The following is a 19,088-nucleotide window of genomic DNA, read 5'->3' as shown; positions in this document are numbered from 1 at the left end:
CGCCAGGTGCTGCTTCAGTGCGCGTAGGGGCCTTTTGTCACCGATGCGCGCTGTTTCAACTCGCCGGTAAATGGGGCGATGGGCTGGACGGGATTGCCCTCGCTCAGTTTTAGTGCCTGCGTGATAGCGGCGCTGGTCATCTCTTCAATCGGTAAATACACCGTAGATAGCGCCGGGCTGAGATAAGGGGCGCTGGGGATGTCGTCAAAGCCGAACAGCGATACATCTTGCGGCAACTGCTTGCCCGCTTCGAGCAGCGCTTTCATCGCACCGATGCACATATCGTCGTTGCTGACGAAGATCGCAGAGAAATCGACGCCATGCGCCAGCAGTTCACGTACCGCCTGATAACCGCCGGACACCAGATTGTCGCCGTTGATCACCCGCAGCGGATCATAAGCAATATGATGGTGATCCAGTGCCTGCCGATAACCTGCCAGACGTGCATGGGCGGTTGGGGTATTGATTGGCCCGGTGATGCAGGCAATGTCGCGGTGCCCTTGCTGTACCAGATAGTCAATCAACTGAAACACCGCCTGCTGTTGTTCAAACCAGACACAACGGTCTGGTGCCATTGGCAGGTGACGGTTGATGACGACGATAGGCACTCTGGATTGTTCCAGCAGCGACATCAGGGCGGCGTCGGACATGTGGCGGGTGTAGAGCACGATGGCGTCGCAACGGCGATCAATCAGTAGCTGCACCGCCTGCTGCTCGTCTTCCGGCGTATCGTGACCGTCGGTCACGATCAGGTGTTTGCCGCTGGTTTCAGCGCGTTCCGCCGCACGGCGCAGCAAGCGGCCAAAATAGGGACCGTCGAAATTGGATACCACCAGCCCAAGGCTATTTGAGCTGCGTTGTGCCAGCGAGCGCGCCAGAAAGTTGGGGCGATAGCCCAGTTCTTCCATCGCCCTGAATACGGCATCTCGTGTGCTTTGTTTCACCTGGCCTGTACCATTCAGCACCCGTGATACCGTTGCTTTGGATACGCCAGCATGATTTGCCACATCAAGCATGGTTATCATCGTTTGTCCCTTCCCTGTTTTACCGAAGTCTTTCACAGAGTTGTTATCAATTCTGCTCACATACTAGCATACGGGAACGGTGTCAGTGGCGCGGGCGCAGAATATTACCGTCTTTCAGCCGTGGTGTGAGTCAGGCTGACGGGCGGCCACACAGCTCCTTGCGCAGCAGCACCAGTTCTTCAGCCAGATCCCGGCATAGCATCGCGGTCATCAGATGATCCTGTGCGTGTACCATAATCAGGTTAACCGGCACTTTGCCTTCGCCTTCATCCAGCCCGATCAACCGGGTTTGGATCAGATGAGCTGCTTTTGCGGCTTCCTGCGAGGCCAGCAACTGCGCCTCGGCTTGCGACCAGTCCTGCGCTCGTGCGGCCTGAATCGCCATCATGGCGCAGGAACGCGCTTCGCCGGCGTTGATCAGCAGTTCCATCACGGTTTGTTCCATATCCAGTTCCATCAAACTGTCCTCTTGGTATGCCAGATTTGCTGGTGTACATGCTATTGGAATTCCAATATTGGCCTGTGAGAACAATGTCACAGAAAAATTATTCGTTTGTTTTATTTTTTGGTATGCCAAACGCGAAAGCGCTGAACCTGACGTCTATTCTTCCGCGCGTAACGGCCACTACGGGGGCGATAGCCTCTGATAACAACAACCCCTGACATGCCGGTAAATCAAAGAGGTGGAGTTATGTCATTCAAGGATCAGGCCATCGATGCATTGGGATCGTTTGCCAACCAGTTCAATAGTCTGAGATACATCATGGCGATCAAAGCCTCGTTTATCACGCTGATGCCGGTGATCATCGTGGGGGCGTTCTCTGTGCTGATCTCCAACATGGTGCTGGACCCCAGGAACGGGCTGGCGAGTTTCGCCCTGTTTTCATTTCTGGCGCCGCTCAAGCCGATTATGAGCGGTATTAACTATGCCACGCTGAATTTTCTCACCATTGGCGCGGTGTTCCTGATTGGCATTGAGCTTGGGAAAATCAACGGCTCCCGCAGCCTGTTTCCTGGCCTGCTGGCGGTGATCTGTTTTATTTCCATCACCCCTACCACCATCGATATGGTGATCAACGGCCAGACGTTGCCGGTGAAAGACGTGCTGGCGCGCCAGTTCTCCGATACCAAAAGCCTGTTTCTCGGCATGTTTATCGCCATTGCCTCGGTGGAAATCTATTCGAAGCTGGAATCGGTAGAACGACTGCGTATCAAGATGCCGGACAGCGTGCCACCGAATGTGTCAGCGTCGTTTTCGGCGTTGATCCCGGCGATCATCACCGTCACGCTGGTGGCGACCTTCGGGTTTACCTTCCAGAACGTGACCGGTATGTACCTGTATGACGCCATCTACAAAGTGGTGCAGCAGCCGTTGGAATCCGTGGTGCAGAGCCTGCCGGGGCTATTGATCCTGATGTTTGTAGCGCAGTTGTTCTGGGTTATCGGCATCCATGGCAACCAGATGATCAAGCCAATCCGTGAGCCGCTGCTGTTGGGGGCGATTGCGGTGAACATGACCGCGTTTGAGCAGGGGTACGAGGTGCCGAACATTATCACCATGCCGTTCTGGGATGTGTACATGAGTATCGGCGGGTCCGGGTTGACTATCGGCTTGTTGCTGGCGGTGATGATCGCCTCTAAACGCCGAGAGATGAAAGAGATTGCCAAAATCTCCTTTGGCCCGTGCGTGTTCAACATTAATGAACCGGTGATTTTTGGTATGCCGATCATGCTCAACCCGATTCTGGCGATCCCGTTCATTATCACGCCGCTGGTTACCGGCACCATCGGTTACTTCGCCACCAGCATGGGTTTTGCCGGCAAAGCGGTGGTGATGGTGCCCTGGACCACGCCGCCGATTATCAACGCCTGGCTGTCCACCGCCGGTTCCATGGGCGCGGTGGCAACGCAGGTGGTCTGCATCATTGTCGCCACCCTGATTTATCTGCCGTTCGTCAACGTCGCATCTCGCCGTGCCGAGCAGGCGCAGCGGGAAGCGGAGGCCGGGCAGGTCAGTGAAGCGAAGCATTAGCGAAGTGAAGAACTGAGCAACGTGAAAAACGAAGCGAATCGAAAAACGCAAGGGAGACAGGCATGAGCAAGGTATCAATCACCCTGCCTGAGGGCTTTATTCTGGGGGCGGCGGCATCCGCCTGGCAGACCGAGGGGTGGTCAGGCAAGAAGAATGGGCAGGATTCCTATCTGGACCTGTGGTACCAGCGTGATCGTCAGGTATGGCACAACGGCTACGGCCCGGCGGTCGCCACCGACTTCTATAACCGCTACCGCGAAGACGTGGCACTGATGAAACAGACTGGGCTGACGCACTTTCGCACCTCCATCAACTGGTCGCGCTTTATGCTGGACTATGAAAACGGCGTGGTGGATGAGGAGTACGCCGCTTATATCGATAACCTGATTGACGAACTGCGCCGTCAGGGCATCGAACCGATGCTGTGTCTGGAACACTATGAGTTGCCAGCGGTGCTGTTTGAGAAGTATCAGGGCTGGTCGTCGAAGCAGGTGGTGGAGTGGTTCGTGCAGTACGCCGACGCGGTGTTCGCCCGTTATGCCGGCAAGGTCAAACGCTGGTTCACCTTTAACGAACCGATTGTGGTGCAAACCCGCGTCTATCTGGACGCGGTGCGCTACCCCTACCAGCAGGACACCGGCGTCTGGATGCAGTGGAACCACCACAAGAATCTGGCAACCGCCAACGTGGTGCAACTGTTCCGCGACAAAGGTTATCACCAGCAGGGCGGCAGCATCGGGGTGATCCTCAATCCTGAGGTCACCTATCCGCGCTCCCGCGCTGTACACGATGTGGAAGCAGCAAGGCTGTATGACCTGTTCTACAACCGGGTATTTTTGGACCCGGCGCTGAAGGGCGAATACCCGGCGGAATTACTGGCGCTGCTGGAAAAGCATCAGGTGAACTGGGATTACAACGCCGACGAGCTGGCGATTATCCGCGCCAACACCGTGGACGAGGTCGGGATCAATCTCTACTACCCGCACCGGGTCAAAGCGCCCAGTCGGGCCTGGAACAGCAACACGCCGTTCCATCCAGCCTGCTACTACGAGCATTTTGAGTTGCCTGGCCGCCGCATGAATAAGTCCCGTGGTTGGGAGATCAATCCCCGCATTATTTACGACATGGCGATGCGCCTGAAGGATGACTACGGCAACGTGCCCTGGTTTGTGTCGGAAAACGGCATGGGGATCGAAAACGAAGGCCAGTTCAAAGACCGCCACGGCGTGATACAGGACGACTACCGTATCGCGTTTATCGCCGAGCACCTTTACTGGACGCTGAAGGCGCGTGAAGACGGTGCCAACTGTCTGGGTTACATGCTGTGGGCGTTTACCGACAACGTCTCGCCGATGAACGCGTTTAAGAACCGTTATGGCCTGATTGAAATCGATTTGGAGCATGACCGGCAGCGGCGGCCTAAGAAATCGGCAGGTTGGTTCCGTCAGGTGCGAGACAGCGGCGTGCTGGCATTCGAACTGGACGATGAAGATAAATAGGGGGAAAGATGAAACGGATTGTACTGGCCTGCTCGGCAGGCATGTCTACCTCGCTGGTGGTGACTAAAATGGAAAAAGAAGCGGCTGCACGTGGCATGGAATATCAGATTTACGCCATTCCTGAACAGAACCTGCGGGATGAATTACAGACTTATGGCGACGATATCATTGCGGTGCTACTGGGACCACAGGTGCGCTTCAAACTGGCGGAAAACAAAAAGCTGACCGACGAGTACCACATCCCCATCGCGGTGATAGACCCGGTAGCCTACGGCACCTTGAACGGTGCAAAGGTACTCGATCAGGCGCTGAGTTTGGTAAACTGAATTTCTGATTGCTGTAGTGTATGGCCGGGGGCCGGATTTCCCGGCCATGCGGTTCTCCGGCCCAACGTCGGTACGGCAGCGATGTTCAATTCTTGGCCGTTCAGGGTGACATTGTGGCAAAGGTTGTGGTTCTACAAGAAAGAAAGCAATACCAGGAGATAGGGTGTGACCTGCGGGAGAAAATCCAGCAGGGGGAGTACCCGGTTGGGGCGCGTCTTCCGCCGGAGCGGAATATTGCAGAAACCTACGGTGTGAGCCGTACCATCGTGCGTGAAGCGTTGCTGATGCTGGAACTGGAAGGCACGGTGGATATTCGTCAGGGTTCTGGCGTCTATGTGCTGCGCGTGCCGTCGGTGGAGGAGCCGTCCCCTAATGCGCAAAACCGCATCGGTGCGTTTGAAATGTTGCAGGCGCGTCAATTGCTGGAAAGCAATATCGCCGCGTTTGCCGCGCGCATGGCGACCCGCAATGATATTGATATCCTGCGGCGCACGCTGGAACAGGAGCAGGCGGCTATCGCCGCTAATGATTACCGCAGCGACTTCGATAAAATTTTTCATCTGCAGGTGGCGGGTGCTACCCAAAATCAGATGTTGCTGGAAACCGTCAGCAATATCTGGTCCTGCCGGGATGAAAGCCCTATCTGGCAGCAGCTTTACAGCCATGTCGGCAACCATGGTTACCGGCTGAAATGGCTGGCGGACCATCAGACGATACTGGCGGCGCTGCGTCGTCGTGATGTCAGCGGGTCGTATCAGGCGATGTGGCAGCATCTGGAAAACGTTAAAACCACTCTGATGGAGATTTCCGACGCACAAGCGCCGGAGTTTGACGGCTATCTGTTCGATTCAGTGCCGATTTTTCAGGGAAAACTGGTCTGACGTATGACGATGATGGAAATTAAGCCAACCATTGGCTTTCTGGCGGATTATCCGCATTGTGAGGCGCAGGTCATCGATTGGCTGTGGCAGGCGTTTGGCGACGGGCTGAGTCGGGATTTTTTTGCCAGCATAGTCCATCACAGCATGGATAAAAACGCGCTGCCGCTGACGTTTGTGGCGCTGGAGGGCGACCAACTGGTGGGCACGGTCGGGTTGTGGCGCTGCGATTTGATAAGCCGTCAGGATTTAACCCCGTGGCTGGCGGCGCTGTATGTAGACGAGCGCTACCGCGACCGTGGTCTGGGCGCCGAACTTCAGCGTTTTGTCATCGAATTCAGCCGTGATTGCGGTTTTGACTCTCTCTACCTGTACGCTGGTTTCAGCGGTTACTACGAACGTCACGGCTGGCGTTACATCGGCGATGCGCCGGATTACCCCGATAAAACCGTGCGGCTGTACCACCGCTCATTAAGTTAATCCGAGTGGTTTGCGGAGCTATCAGCAAGCAGATTAAGGTTCAGGTAATCGGTTTATCGGCGTCAAAAACTGTGCTGAGACGAACGGCTTCGCCGGGTGAGCCGCATGGACGCGGCGAAAGCCCGTGCCGCGCAGGACAAAAACGCCGGGAGCGTTTTTGAACAGCGTTGACGCTGGCCCGTAGGGCGAGCCCCAGGAATGGGGCGAGTAACCGCGTCACGGGCGGCCCGAACAGCGAAGACGAGCGTCGAAGGCACCGCGTTAGCGGCACACCATTTTGCAACGCAAAATGGAACAGCGCTTGCGCTGGCCCGCAAGGGTGAACCCGTCAGGGTTCATAATTTAGCCGCTAGCCAGTGGTCAAGGAGAGGTGGCGCTTGCACCTCTCCTTGTCGTGCGTGCGATGAAATAGCAAAGAAACGACACGGTTTATCCCGCACGAAACCATTCACCAACCAGACATAAATCCATTATTAGTGAGACAATGCGGCTGTTTGTTAACAGCCCTGACGCACCATTAGTGCCCATTATTCAAACTGGCGACGGAATGCCGTCGAATCAACGTGGGATTGAACAGGTTGATGGCATTGGGCAATGGCGTGTCGTTGGCCAGCGCCAGCGCAATTTGCGCTGCCTGCGTCGCCATGGCGGTAATCGGATAACGGATGGTGGTCAGTCGCGGGCGCAGGTAACGCGATAACAGTACATCATCGAAGCCGATCAGCGACATATCTCGCGGCACCTGAATATCGTTATCACTCAGTACCGCCAGCGCGCCGGCAGCCATTGGGTCGTTGTAGCAGGTCAGCGCAGTGACTGGCCGGCCACGCTCCAGCAGCGTGGTCATTGCTGCTTCACCGCCGCTTTCGTCCGGCTCGCCGTAGGCAATCAACTGTTCATTCAGCGTAATATTATGTTCGGCCAGTGCATCCCGGTAGCCAGCCAGACGGTCATCGGCGTCGGAAATGGCATGGTTGGAACATAAAATGCCGATTTGACGATGCCCTTGCAGGATTAAATGACGGGTCGCCAGCCAGGCGCCGTAGCGGTTATCCAGCGCCACGCAACGCGCTTCATACCCCGGCATAATACGATTAATCAGCACCATACCCGGAATCTGTTCCATCAACTGCGCCAGCTCTTCATCCGGTAGCGCCTTGGCGTGAACCACCAGCGCCGCACAGCGGTGACGAATTAGCTGTTCGATGGCCTGACGCTCTTTGTGCGCCATATGATAACCATTGCCAATCAACAGGAAGTTACCGGTACGGTAGGCTTCCTGCTCCACCGCCTTGACCATGGTGCCGAAAAACGGGTCGGACACGTCGGATACCACCAACCCCAGTGTTTCGGTTGACTGCTGGGCCAGCGCACGGGCGTTGGCATTCGGATGGTATTGCAACTGCTGCATGGCTTGCAGTACGGCGCTGCGCGCTTGTTCGCTGGCTTTGGGCGAATCATTGATGACGCGTGATACGGTGGCGACCGACACACCCGCCAGCCTGGCGACGTCCTTAATGGTGGCCATGGAAGTTTCCTGTGGTTCCTGGTGTAAAAATGGTGCGCTGAATCGAGTGACTGTCTGAGTGTCACGGAATTAGGCCACGACCGCAAGAGGCGGGGATCGCAACTTTCAGCGCTGGTGCGTTGCTGTCTGTCATTAAACTGTCACAATCGCGCAGGGAAATGTGACAAAGTCGTTGCCAGTAATGGTTGGATAAGTTAATCCGGTTTTTTCATCTAATGCGCTGATTTGCATACTGGCGTATGTTGAGTGAGCTATCGTTGCTTTTTCACCGCTTTATTACAGCTCATTCGAGAATTTTACAGTTGGTTGCACTTAGAGCGTTTATCTTTCGATTATGAGCTAGTGATTCAGGGGGACTCTCTTTAAAGTAACAAGTCCCAGAGGTATTGATGGGTGACAATCGATGTGTTCTCCACATTGAACCATTAAAATTTCACCGACCTACGCGGATGCGTAGGTTTTTTTTTGCTTGCGACTTGTAGGATTAAAAATAATACGCTTGTCACTAATAAAAAATAAATCCCATTTCCCTAAAAGACCTTGATTAAAAAGATAAAATGTGGTTTTGGTGGTGTTGCCGGAGGCTTACGTTTGTCGTTTGTTTGCTCGATAATTTCTAATACTGAATTTGACGATAATATAGGTAATATAAAACAAATGACGCAATTGATTTATTAGATACCAAATATCGCTCAATATTATTTTCAGATATCACTGAATAAGAATAGCAAAAATAATCACCATCTTTAATTGCCCACCTGATGTTTTTTCCCGATGAGTAATATACCCGTCATACTTCAAGTCGCAGGTGTGTTGGCTGCAACTCGAATTATTTAGGGTATAGAAGGCGTCACGCTGGATAATGCAGTCGGGCGAAGCCATTACCCACCCGCTCTTTTTACACGGCAGCCTAATGATTTTGGGCTGTTTTTTACTCGCCTTCTTCGTTGCTGTGTTAGCGTTTTCATCACTAGTGTTGATGCGGTTTATGGTATTGTTGAACCCTTTAACATGATGTGTCGTTGCGGTGTGTGCGTCGTCCCGATATTGCGGTTATTCCGGTGGTGAATGTGAATGATCGCAGGGGTGATCATGAACAATGAGCGGCATGTGAGTCCAGACCGGGCTGCATTGTTGTTTACAATACATTGTTGTTTACAATTAGGGAGGTGGGATGATTTATACCTTTTTACGCTGGATACTGAAACACCTGTATCGCATCCAGATCACGGGTGATGAAAGCAGTTTCCAGCAGTCGAGGGTATTGATTACCCCAAACCACGTTTCATTCCTTGATGGCGTGTTGATGGCGCTGTTTCTGCCGGTGCAAAACAAACTGGTGTTTGCCGTCTATTCTCGTATTGCCGAACATTGGCTGATGCGTTTGTTAAAGCCGTACGTCGATTTTCTACCGCTGGACCCAACCAAACCTCTGGCTATCAAGCAGTTGATTCGACTGGTGGAACAGGGGCGCCCGGTGGTGGTATTTCCGGAAGGGCGTATCACAGTGACCGGTTCACTGATGAAGATTTACAGCGGGGCGGCGTTCGTCGCTGCCCGTTCCGGCGCAGCGGTGGTGCCGGTGCGTATCGAAGGGCCGGAGTTTACCCATTTTGGCCGCCTGGGTGGGGTGTTGCGCCGCCGGCTGTTTCCTCGGTTTTCTCTGCACTTTCTGCCGCCAACCCGGTTACCGATGCCGGTAGCGCCGTCGTCGCGTGAGCGCCGCGAACTGGCCGGCGAGGCGCTGCACCGCATCATGATGGACGCACGTATGGCGGTGCGTCCGCGCCATACGTTGTATCAGGCGTTTCTGGCTGCCTGTGATCGTTATGGCTACCACTCGCCCTGTATTGAAGACATCAACCTGAACGAAGATAGCTACCATGGTTTGCTGAAAAAATCGCTTGGGGTGGCGCGCATTCTGCAGCGCTTTACCGGCGAGCGTGAGCATGTCGGGTTGTTGCTGCCCAATACGACGGTTACCGCCGCCGCGATTCTCGGTGCCTCGCTCAGTAGCCGTGTGCCGGCGATGCTGAATTACACTGCCGGGGTGAAAGGGATTCAAAGCGCGATGATCGCAGCGCGGATCAAAACCATCGTCACCTCGCGGCAGTTTCTGGAGAAAGGCAAACTGACCCACCTGCCACAGCAGGTGAAAGAGGCTAACTGGGTCTATCTGGAAGATTTGAAAAATACCGTCACGCTGTCGGACAAACTGTGGATTTTGTTCCACCTGTTGTTACCAAAGCGCGCTATGCAGCCGCAACAGCCGGACGACGCGGCGGTAATTCTGTTCACCTCTGGTTCGGAAGGCCACCCGAAAGGGGTGGTGCACTCCCATAACAGTGTGATGGCCAACGTAGAGCAGATTCGCACCGTGGCCGATTTCACGCCGCGCGACCGTTTCATGTCGGCATTGCCGCTGTTCCACGCCTTTGGGCTGACAGTCGGGCTGCTGACGCCGCTGATGACCGGCGCGCGGGTATTCCTCTATCCAAGCCCACTGCATTACCGCATTGTGCCGGAACTGGTGTATGACCGTAACTGCACGGTGCTGTTCGGTACCTCCACCTTTCTTGGGCACTATGCGCGCTTCGCCCACCCGTATGATTTCGCCCGCCTGCGTTACGTGGTGGCCGGTGCGGAAAAGCTGTCTGAACAGGTGCGAACCCTGTGGCAGGACAAATTCGGCATTCGCATTCTGGAAGGCTACGGTGTGACTGAGTGTGCGCCGGTGGTCGCTATCAACGTACCGATGGCCTGTAAACTGCATTCCGTTGGCCGACTGCTGCCGGGCATGGAGTCGAGATTGATTCCGGTGCCGGGTATCCACCACGGCGGTCGTCTGCAATTGCGTGGGCCGAACGTGATGAGCGGCTATCTGCGGGTGGAAAACCCCGGTGAGCTGGAACCACCCGCCGCGGAGAATGAACAAGGGGGGCGTGAAGCGAACTGGTACGACACCGGTGATATTGTCGATTTTGATGAACAGGGTTTCTGCACCATCCTTGGCCGTGTTAAGCGTTTCGCCAAACTGGCCGGAGAAATGGTGTCGCTGGAGAGTGTGGAGCAACTGGCGAATCAGGTGTCGCCACAGGCGCAACACGCTGCCAGCGCCCGCAGCGACAGCAGCAAAGGAGAAGCGCTGGTGCTGTTTACCACCGACGCTACGCTGACCCGCGACCGCCTGTTGACGCAAGCGCGAGTAAGCGGCGTGCCGGAATTGGCGGTGCCGCGCGATATTCGTTATCTGAAAGATCTGCCGCTGTTAGGCAGCGGCAAGCCGGACTTCGTTATGCTGCGTCAACTGGCGGAACAGCCTGCCGATGCGGCGCAAGACGTTGCGGACGCACAACCGGAGCATGATGCATGAGTCACCAGATGTCTTCCTCGTCGTCGCTGTTTTCCCGCGGTATGAATGCGGTGATGGTCGCGCAGTTTTTCTCCGCCTTCGGCGATAATGCGCTGCTGTTCGCTACGCTGGCGCTGGTGAAATCGCTGGCGTATCCCGACTGGAGCCATCCCTTCCTGCAAATGGGGTTTGTCGCCGCCTATATTGTACTGGCGCCGTTTGTCGGTCAGTTCGCCGATAGTTTCGCTAAAGGGCGGGTGATGATGCTTGCCAACGCCCTGAAACTGCTCGGCGCGTTGCTGATCTGCTTAGGGGGCAATCCGTTTTTGGGCTACACGCTGGTGGGGGTGGGCGCAGCGGCCTATTCCCCGGCTAAGTACGGTATTTTGGGCGAAATCACCCGTGGCGATCAGTTGGTGAAAGCCAACGGTCTGATGGAAGCCTCTACCATCGCGGCCATTCTTATCGGTTCGGTATTCGGCGGTGTTCTGGCTGACTGGCACATCTATGGTGCGCTGGCGGTGTGTGCGCTGGCTTATGGCATCGCGCTGGTCGCCAACCTGCTGGTTCCGCGATTGGCAGCCGCTCGCCCTGGTGCTTCCTGGCGTCCGGTACGCATGACCCGATCATTCTTTGACGCCTGCCGTGTACTGTGGCGCAACGGTGAAACCCGTTTTTCGCTGGTCGGCACCAGCATGTTTTGGGGGGCGGGCGTGACGCTGCGTTTCCTGTTGGTGCTGTGGGTGCCGCTGGCGCTGGGTATCAACGATAATTCGACGCCGACGCTGCTCAACGCCATGGTGGCGGTGGGGATTGTGGTCGGCGCAGCCGCTGCGGGCAAACTGGTGATGCTGAAAACCGTGCGGCGTTGTTTGCCCGCCGGGGTATTGATCGGCGTTATGGTGGGGGTATTCACCCTGCAGCATAATTTGCTGAGTGCTTACGCCTGCCTGTTGGCGCTGGGGGCGTTGGGCGGCTTTTTCATCGTGCCGCTTAATGCGCTGTTGCAGGAACGCGGTCGGGAAAGCGTGGGTGCAGGTAACGCTATTGCCGTGCAGAATTTAGGTGAAAACGGTGCCATGTTGTTGATGCTGGCGCTCTACTCGCTGGCGGTGAAGCTCGGTGTGCCGGTACTGGCGATAGGCGTTGGCTTTGGCGTGCTGTTTGCACTGGCGATTGCCGGACTGTGGGTTTGGGTGCAGGTGACTCAGCGGCGGCGTCGGCCAACATCTGCGGCCATGGATACGTCCGATGAGCGTGAATAACGGGAGTAGCGATGAGTCTGATTTGGCATGACTGGGGTGTGAAAGACCTGAATCCGTACGCGTTGTATGACATTTTGCGCCTGCGCAACCAGGTGTTTGTGGTGGAACAGCAATGCGTTTATCAGGACTTGGATGGGCTGGATCTGGTCGATGGCAATCGCCATGTGACGGCCTGGCAAAACGGCAGATTAATGGCCTGCGCGCGGCTGCTGGCGCCTCATGATCGACAAGATGTCGTGACTATTGGCCGGGTGGTCGTTGCCCCTGAGATACGTGGTCAGCGGCTTGGGCACCAGTTATTGATGCATTCGCAAGCAGTCTGCGCCCGACACTGGCCGGGGCGGGCGCAATATCTTTCCGCGCAGGCGCATTTGCAGCATTTCTACCAGCAATTTGGTTTTGTGGTCTGTGGCGACGGTTATGATGAGGATGGTATTCCCCATGTACCGATGCGAACGGCGGGATAGTGCGGCGGCAGGTTGTACAGTAGCAGGCAGTACAGAAGCAGGCAGTACAGAAGCAGGTAGTACAGAAGCATGAGTACAGCGGCATAGTGTTCGGTTGCGGCGCTGCTGGCCTATGGTGTGCCGCAGCCCTCGGTCAGGCTGTCGTCGGGCTGGTTTGGTCTGGCGTTAGTCAACTGGCGGAATGGGAAATGGTGCTGCCTAGCTTCTGAATGTCCTGACCAAAGCCGCGAGCAGTGTTGCATCCGCTCAGCGTGGTTGCCATGAAGGCGGTTGCGATCAGTAACATAACAATTTTCATGGTAGTTTACCTTGATGTGGAGTTTTATTCTGGATAGGGAAAATCCTGTGTTTACTTTGTCATAATCTCAAGTTTCGATTCAATGCTTTGTCAGTCTGTTAGCTTAGATAGTTGTGCTGAACCGCGTTTGCGGGCAGGTTGATGGTATCCCTGCCGTAGGATGTTGGATGTCGGTTCGGTTTATTCAGTTACAAGGAGCGTCATGTCTGGTCTGTTTCGCTGGTTAAACGCGTTTTGGTCAAGAAAACATCGACAACAAACGATACCTGCAATCGAGGGCGCCGGACAAATTGTATCGGCCTGTAGTTCGTTGCTGATGAATGCCCCAACGCAGGCGGCGATTATTTCCACTGATCCGGATAATCAGATAACGCTGTTCAATTCGGGAGCAGAGCGGTTGTTTGGTTTTCTCGCCAGCGAGGTCCTCGGTTGTGATGCCAGTACGGTAGTGCTGCGTCAGGGCGAAATGGGTCAACTGTCGCCACAAGAACTGCTACGCGATAACCGGCAATTTTCTGCATGGTGTTACCGGAAAAAAAATGGCGAGACGTTCTGGGGGGAGTTGAGCTTTCATGAGGTCCGCTTGCCTGAAGGGACGTTACTGGGCTACCTCAGTATTATTACTGATATTACCGAACGTAAACGGTTGCTGGAGCAGCTACAGCAACAGCAAAAAATGATGAATCTGCTGTTGCAACGCGTTCCGGCGGTGCTCTACACGTTTCTTATTCGTGACGATGAGTTGCGATTTGTCTACTGTAGCCCGGTATCCGACCGTGTGTTGGGCCTGACGCCGCAGGAAATGACCGCCCTACCGTTCGGCCCCGGCCATCCGCTGCAAGACATGATTCTGCAAGAAGATCTTGAGCATATCGTCGATCATTACGCCAGTGACGATGGTCGGCACCATAGCTGGCGCAGTGATTTTCGCATCCGTACCGAAAACGGCGAGATACGCTGGATTCATGCCGAAGCGGTAACGCCTTACCCGGAAGACGACGGCATCGTGTTTTATGGTTCGATGCTTGATATTACCGATCTCAAACAGTCCGAGACATTGTTGCAGGTATTGGCACAGACCGACTTTCTGACGGGTATTGCTAATCGTCGTTATGTCGATGAACGTTATCAACAACTATGGCTACAGCATGAGCCTACCCGGCAGCCCTTGTCGTTACTGATGATAGATATTGATCGCTTCAAGCGCTTCAACGATAGCTACGGCCATAGCCAGGGTGATGCCTGCATTAAGTCGGTCGTAAAAACGCTGGCGGATCAACTGCCATCACCAGAATGCTTGCTGGGGCGTTATGGTGGCGAAGAGTTTATTGTGGTATTGCCGCAAACTGACTACCAACTGGCGTTGTCGCTGGCGGAGCGCTGCCGTCAGGCCGTCGAGTCGATGGCGATTCCTCATAGCGCGTCGTCACAGGGGGTGGTGACGGTGAGCATTGGCGTTGCGGTAGCAAGGCCGGGCCGCGATGGTTGCAGCATCACGCAGTTAAGCAATGATGCTGATCAGGCGCTTTACCGTGCTAAGCATTTGGGCCGCAATCGGGTGGAGGGCGCAGGCGAGCCGGAACCAGAAGGCTGTGCCAGCCTGATAACGGCTCACCCGCAAGCGTTGTGACAAACATAAGCGTTGTGACAAACATAGCGGGTCACTCTTTTTATTCTTCCGCCAGAAATAGCTCCAGCAGCGAGTTGAGAAACAGCTTACCGTGCTCGGTCACCTGCCAGTGCTGCCCGGTTTCCGTCAGGTAACCTTGCGCCAGCGCGGCATCCAGTTGTGTTCTGATGACGCTTTCCGGCAGTCCGGTGTAGGCAGTAAACTCGGTACGCGGCGCGGGTTCCAACAGCCGCAAGCGGTTCATAAAGAATTCGAAGGGCCGGTCGGCCAGCGCGACTTCGCTGCGTTGTTGCAGATAGTTTCCCTGCATATAGCCTCGCGGGTGGCGGGTTTTCACCGTGCGCACGATAGCGCCGTCGGCGAAGGTGATTTTGCCGTGTGCACCGCATCCAATGCCCAGATAATCACCGAAGCGCCAGTAGTTGAGATTATGCTGGCACTGGTAACCCGGTTTGGCGTAGGCCGATGTCTCATACTGCTGATAGCCGGCGTCGCTCAGCAAATGGTGGCCTTGCTCGAAAATATCCCACAGTGCGTCGTCGTCCGGCAGCACTGGCGGCCTGGAGCCAAACAGCGTATTCGGCTCGATGGTGAGCTGATACCAGGACAGGTGCGGCGGGTTGAGCGCTATCGCCTGACGCAAATCGTCCAGCGCTTCATCCAGCGATTGTTCCGGCAGCCCGTGCATCAGGTCCAGATTGAAACTGCGTAACCCCAGACCAGCAGCCAGACGAGCGGCGCGTTTGGCCTCTTCCGGGCCGTGGATGCGGCCCAGCCGCGTTAGCTTATCCGGGCTGAAACTCTGTACGCCGATGGATATTCGGTTAACGCCCGCCCGCTGGTAGCCGCTAAACCGGTCGGCTTCCACCGTACCGGGATTGGCTTCCATGGTGATTTCCGCATCCGGCGTTAGTGGTAACCGCGCCCGTACGCCGTCCAGCACGTGTTGCATCGCCCCGGCGCTGAGCAGGCTTGGTGTGCCGCCGCCAATAAAAATGCTGTGCAGGGGGCGACCACCCGCCAGAAGCAGGTCAGCATCCAGATCCGCCAGCAGGTGTGCCACATAATCGTCGTGCGGCACCTCGCCTTTGAGCGCGTGGGAGTTGAAGTCGCAGTAAGGGCACTTTTGCACGCACCAGGGAATGTGGATGTACAGGCTGAGCGGCGGCAGATTAAGCATGTCGCAGCGCATCCAGTAACTGGCGCAGCGCCTGACCACGGTGGGAGTGAGCGTTTTTCTCTTCACGGCTGAGTTCTGCGGCGGTTTTGCCGAGTTGCGGCACGAAGAACACCGGGTCATAGCCGAAGCCGCCTTCGCCGACAGGCGCACGGGTGATGATGCCCTGCCAACTGCCATGGCACACCAGCGGCGTGGGGTCGTCGGCATGGCGCAGATACACCAGTACGCAGTGGAAGCTGGCCTGACGCTGCTCGTCCGGTACGTTATCCAGCGCCACCAGCAGTTTGTCCAGATTCTGCCGGTCACTGGCGTCTTCCCCGGCATAGCGGGCGGAATAGATGCCCGGTGCGCCACCCAATGCGTTGACCGCCAGCCCCGAATCATCGGCGATGGCGGGCAGGCCGGTTTCACGTGCGGCGTGGCGTGCTTTCAGAATGGCGTTTTCGATAAAGGTCAAACCGGTTTCTTCGGCGGAATCGACGCCCAGCGTGGTTTGCGCCACCACGTCAAGACCGAAATCCGCCAGCAGACCGGCGAGTTCACGCACTTTACCGGCATTGCCGGTGGCTAAAACCACGTTTTGCATCTGTTGTTCCTGCAATCTGTTTCAGGGTGTTGGTTCAGGGAATAGGCTCAGACGATGAGGCCCGCGACATCGGTCGGGATGGCTTGCGGGTTGACGATTCTAATCTGTTTGTGGCGCCCAAGCTCCCCTTTTTCGATGGTCACCATGCTTTTGGCGACACGGAACTGTTTGGCAAGAAATTTGATCAGGTGGGCGTTGGCCTGGCCGTCTACCGGCGGTGCGGTGATGGCGACTTTGAGTTCGTCGCCATGCAACCCGATAATCTGGTCCCGGCTGGCTTTCGGCTGAATATACAGCCGAATCACCAGCCCGTCTTCACAGCGACTGACGGCACTCACAGCAGGAACCACAGCCCCGGAAAAAAGTCCATGCCGAGATAGTTCAACAGGTACAGCACTAAAATGACGATCATCGGCGAGAAATCCAACCCGCCGGCTGATGGCAGAATGCGGCGCAACGGTCCTGTCAGCGGTTCGGTCAACTGATACAGCATGTAGTCTACCGGGCTGCGGCCCTGGCTGACCCAGCTCATCAGCGAGCGGACAATCACGACCCAGAACACCAGATAACCGGCGGATTTAATCAGCGCCAGTAGTCCGACCAGCAGGTTGATCGGGCTGAGCGACAGCGAGCCGACCTGAATCAGCAACAATAACGGGTATTTCAGCGTGGTAAGCAGAAACGCCAGCAGCAGCGAGGCGCTGTCTATCGGACCCAGCGACGGAATAATGCGGCGCAACGGGCCGATGATCGGTTGGGTGAGTTTCACCACGAACTGGGCCAGTGGGTTGTAAAAATCACTGCGCGCCCACTGCATCCAGATACGCAGCAGCAACACCATTACGTACAGGTCAATCAGGGTCTTGACCAGAAAAGTCAGGGTAAGCATGAGACAGTCATTCCTTCATTTAAAGTCATGTTTCAGATGGCATCAAAACAGCGATTCCATTTCTCTTGCACGGTGCACGGCGGCCTGCATGGCATCAGCGACAATCTGTCCCAACTGGCGTTCGTTGAACACGCGTAGCGCCTCGGCGGTGGTGCCGCCTTTAGAAGTCACATTTTCCCGCAATGTCGATAATGGCGTATCCGGGCTTGCCTCCACCAGCGCCGCCGCGCCGCTGGCCGCCTGTTGCACCAGCAGGCGGGCGGTATTGGCGTCGAATCCCTGACGAATCGCTTCCTGCTGCATGGCTTCCATAAACAGGAAAAAATAGGCGGGGGCGCTGCCGGCAGCAGCAATCACGCCATTAATGTGCGGCTCGTCGGCGACCCAACACAGCTTACCAACGCTGTTCATCAGGTCGGCGGCAAACGCGCGATCAGTTTCGCTAACCTCGGCTGGCGCGTACAGACCGCTCATGCCTTGGCCCACCAGCGACGGGGTATTGGGCATAATACGTACGATATTGAGCGATGCGCCCAATAACTGGCGGAACCGGGCGACGCTGACGCCGGCGGCGATTGACAGCACCAGTTTACCGCTGAAATCTACCTGCTGTGCCAGCTCCCCGCAAACCTCGGCCATCAGTTGCGGTTTAACCGCCAGCACCACAACCGCGGCATCACGGGCGCAGGCGACATTGTCGCTCAGGCTGGTAATGCCATAGCGGGCGGCCAGTGTGTCCCGGTGGGTGGCGGACGGTGCGCTGACGCTGATGTGGCTGGCCGGATAACCGCCTGCCATCAGACCGGCGATGATCGCCTGCGCCATATTGCCCGCGCCGATAAAGGCTATTTTACGGTGTTCCATCAGATTCTCGCTGTTCTTATCTGTCCGTTAAGGTTAACTGGTGGGTGAGTGGTAATCACGTGCGCCAAAAATCGCGGTGCCGATCCGCACCAGTGTGCTGCCTGCTTCAATAGCGGCGGCCATGTCGTCGGTCATTCCCATCGACAAGGTATCCAAAGTGCCATAATCCACTTTCAGTTGCAGAAAAAGTTCGGTCATTTGACGAAATACCGCCAGTTGACGGGTGTGATCCGTTTCCGGTGCGGGGATCGCCATCAACCCACGTAGCCGCAGATTCGGCAACCGCGCCACGCTGGCTGCCAGTTCCGGCAGGTCGCTGGCCATCATGCCGGACTTGCTCGCTTCCTGACTGATATTGACCTGTAACAGCACGTTGAGCGGCGGCAGATGTGCCGGGCGCTGTTCGTTCAGTCGCTGGGCGATGCGCAGTCGGTCGATGGTGTGACACCAGTCGAAATGCTCTGCCACCAGGCGGCTCTTATTCGACTGCAACGGCCCGATAAAATGCCATTCCAACACGGTATCCGGCTGGGCGGCCTGAAAATGAAGGATCTTATCCACGCCTTCCTGTACATAGTTTTCGCCAAACGCCCGTTGTCCGGCTGCAATAGCTTCTTCGAGCGCGCTCACAGGTTTGGTTTTGCTGACGGCAAGCAATGTAATCTCTTCTGAAGCACGGCCACAACGTTGCGCCGCCGCTGAGATTTTCTGCCGGACGTCCTGTAGATTTTGCTGAACTGTCGATATCGTCGCTACCGGTGTCATCGTCATAGTGATTTAAGGAGGCCA

Annotated in this window: 19 protein-coding genes; 9 read left to right on the top strand and 10 right to left on the bottom strand. The window is 55.9% G+C overall.

Features of this window, described 5'->3' with window-relative positions; genetic code table 11:
* Positions 1-14 precede the first annotated feature (14 nt).
* Both Dpoa2040_RS12285 and Dpoa2040_RS12280 read right to left on the bottom strand, forming a co-directional pair.
* Complete coding sequence (locus Dpoa2040_RS12285) at positions 15-1,025, bottom strand: LacI family DNA-binding transcriptional regulator (RefSeq protein WP_168641420.1); 1,011 nt, start codon at positions 1,023-1,025, stop codon at positions 15-17.
* Positions 1,026-1,155: 130 nt separating this feature from the next.
* Positions 1,156-1,482: a PTS lactose/cellobiose transporter subunit IIA gene (locus tag Dpoa2040_RS12280; protein WP_042872629.1), complete on the bottom strand. Its 327-nt coding sequence runs from the start codon at positions 1,480-1,482 to the stop codon at positions 1,156-1,158.
* Between the two features lie 234 nt (positions 1,483-1,716).
* On the opposite strand from Dpoa2040_RS12280, the gene Dpoa2040_RS12275 reads away from it, so the two are divergent.
* From Dpoa2040_RS12275 to Dpoa2040_RS12255, 5 genes are all read left to right on the top strand, one after another.
* The gene (locus tag Dpoa2040_RS12275) at positions 1,717-3,057 is read left to right on the top strand and encodes a PTS sugar transporter subunit IIC (RefSeq protein ID WP_168641419.1); all 1,341 of its coding nucleotides are present in this window, start codon (positions 1,717-1,719) and stop codon (positions 3,055-3,057) included.
* A 62-nt stretch (positions 3,058-3,119) separates the two neighbouring features.
* The gene (locus tag Dpoa2040_RS12270) at positions 3,120-4,556 is read left to right on the top strand and encodes a glycoside hydrolase family 1 protein (RefSeq protein WP_168641418.1); all 1,437 of its coding nucleotides are present in this window, start codon (positions 3,120-3,122) and stop codon (positions 4,554-4,556) included.
* An 8-nt stretch (positions 4,557-4,564) separates the two neighbouring features.
* A complete protein-coding gene (locus Dpoa2040_RS12265; protein ID WP_168641417.1) occupies positions 4,565-4,882 on the top strand; it encodes a PTS sugar transporter subunit IIB in 318 nt (105 codons plus the stop codon).
* Positions 4,883-4,995: 113 nt separating this feature from the next.
* Positions 4,996-5,763, top strand: coding sequence for an FCD domain-containing protein (locus tag Dpoa2040_RS12260; RefSeq protein WP_042872620.1), 768 nt, complete (start codon positions 4,996-4,998; stop codon positions 5,761-5,763).
* A gap of 3 nt (positions 5,764-5,766) precedes the next feature.
* On the top strand, positions 5,767-6,240 hold the full coding sequence (locus Dpoa2040_RS12255) for a GNAT family N-acetyltransferase (RefSeq protein ID WP_168641416.1): 474 nt from the start codon (positions 5,767-5,769) through the stop codon (positions 6,238-6,240).
* Between the two features lie 517 nt (positions 6,241-6,757).
* Here Dpoa2040_RS12255 and galR read toward each other — a convergent pair.
* Entirely contained in the window at positions 6,758-7,768 is a 1,011-nt protein-coding gene (galR, locus tag Dpoa2040_RS12250) for an HTH-type transcriptional regulator GalR (RefSeq protein ID WP_042872617.1), read from the bottom strand.
* A 1,174-nt stretch (positions 7,769-8,942) separates the two neighbouring features.
* Here galR and aas point away from each other — a divergent pair.
* From aas to Dpoa2040_RS12235, 3 genes are read left to right on the top strand one after another with little or no spacing between them, the layout of a single operon-like run.
* Entirely contained in the window at positions 8,943-11,141 is a 2,199-nt protein-coding gene (gene aas, locus Dpoa2040_RS12245) for a bifunctional acyl-ACP--phospholipid O-acyltransferase/long-chain-fatty-acid--ACP ligase (RefSeq protein WP_168641415.1), read from the top strand.
* A complete protein-coding gene (gene lplT / locus Dpoa2040_RS12240) occupies positions 11,138-12,385 on the top strand; it encodes a lysophospholipid transporter LplT (protein WP_168641414.1) in 1,248 nt (415 codons plus the stop codon). The genes aas and lplT overlap by 4 nt, the downstream gene beginning before the upstream one ends.
* 11 nt (positions 12,386-12,396) lie before the next feature.
* Positions 12,397-12,852 (top strand): GNAT family N-acetyltransferase, encoded by a 456-nt coding sequence (locus Dpoa2040_RS12235; RefSeq protein WP_042872611.1) that lies wholly within the window; start codon positions 12,397-12,399, stop codon positions 12,850-12,852.
* 169 nt (positions 12,853-13,021) lie between these two features.
* Here Dpoa2040_RS12235 and Dpoa2040_RS12230 read toward each other — a convergent pair whose 3' ends face one another.
* Positions 13,022-13,138, bottom strand: a complete 117-nt coding sequence (locus Dpoa2040_RS12230; protein WP_371810655.1) for an entericidin A/B family lipoprotein — start codon at positions 13,136-13,138, stop codon at positions 13,022-13,024.
* A gap of 214 nt (positions 13,139-13,352) precedes the next feature.
* Here Dpoa2040_RS12230 and Dpoa2040_RS12225 point away from each other — a divergent pair, with 214 nt between their 5' ends.
* Positions 13,353-14,780 (top strand): diguanylate cyclase, encoded by a 1,428-nt coding sequence (locus tag Dpoa2040_RS12225; protein WP_168641413.1) that lies wholly within the window; start codon positions 13,353-13,355, stop codon positions 14,778-14,780.
* 40 nt (positions 14,781-14,820) lie between these two features.
* On the opposite strand, the gene hemW is transcribed toward Dpoa2040_RS12225, so the two are convergent.
* From hemW to Dpoa2040_RS12195, 6 genes are read right to left on the bottom strand one after another with little or no spacing between them, the layout of a single operon-like run.
* Positions 14,821-15,960 (bottom strand): radical SAM family heme chaperone HemW, encoded by a 1,140-nt coding sequence (gene hemW, locus Dpoa2040_RS12220; RefSeq protein WP_168641580.1) that lies wholly within the window; start codon positions 15,958-15,960, stop codon positions 14,821-14,823.
* Complete coding sequence (locus Dpoa2040_RS12215; RefSeq protein WP_168641412.1) at positions 15,953-16,546, bottom strand: XTP/dITP diphosphatase; 594 nt, start codon at positions 16,544-16,546, stop codon at positions 15,953-15,955. The genes hemW and Dpoa2040_RS12215 overlap by 8 nt, the downstream gene beginning before the upstream one ends.
* A gap of 47 nt (positions 16,547-16,593) precedes the next feature.
* Positions 16,594-16,884 carry a DUF167 family protein YggU gene (gene yggU / locus Dpoa2040_RS12210; protein ID WP_042872605.1) on the bottom strand — a complete coding sequence of 97 codons (291 nt, stop codon included), beginning with the start codon at positions 16,882-16,884 and terminating at the stop codon, positions 16,594-16,596.
* Entirely contained in the window at positions 16,881-17,435 is a 555-nt protein-coding gene (locus Dpoa2040_RS12205; protein ID WP_168641411.1) for a YggT family protein, read from the bottom strand. The genes yggU and Dpoa2040_RS12205 overlap by 4 nt, the downstream gene beginning before the upstream one ends.
* A 42-nt stretch (positions 17,436-17,477) precedes the next feature.
* Positions 17,478-18,299, bottom strand: coding sequence for a pyrroline-5-carboxylate reductase (proC, locus tag Dpoa2040_RS12200; RefSeq protein WP_168641410.1), 822 nt, complete (start codon positions 18,297-18,299; stop codon positions 17,478-17,480).
* Positions 18,300-18,332: 33 nt separating this feature from the next.
* Entirely contained in the window at positions 18,333-19,070 is a 738-nt protein-coding gene (locus Dpoa2040_RS12195; RefSeq protein WP_210423920.1) for a YggS family pyridoxal phosphate-dependent enzyme, read from the bottom strand.
* Between the last annotated feature and the right edge of the window lie 18 nt (positions 19,071-19,088).

Origin of the sequence: Dickeya sp. CFBP 2040 (genome assembly GCF_012273755.1) — a bacterium.
Classification (GTDB): domain Bacteria; phylum Pseudomonadota; class Gammaproteobacteria; order Enterobacterales; family Enterobacteriaceae; genus Dickeya; species Dickeya poaceiphila.
The sequence above is the reverse complement of the archived record's forward strand: the minus strand, read 5'-3'. Positions and strand labels throughout refer to the sequence as shown.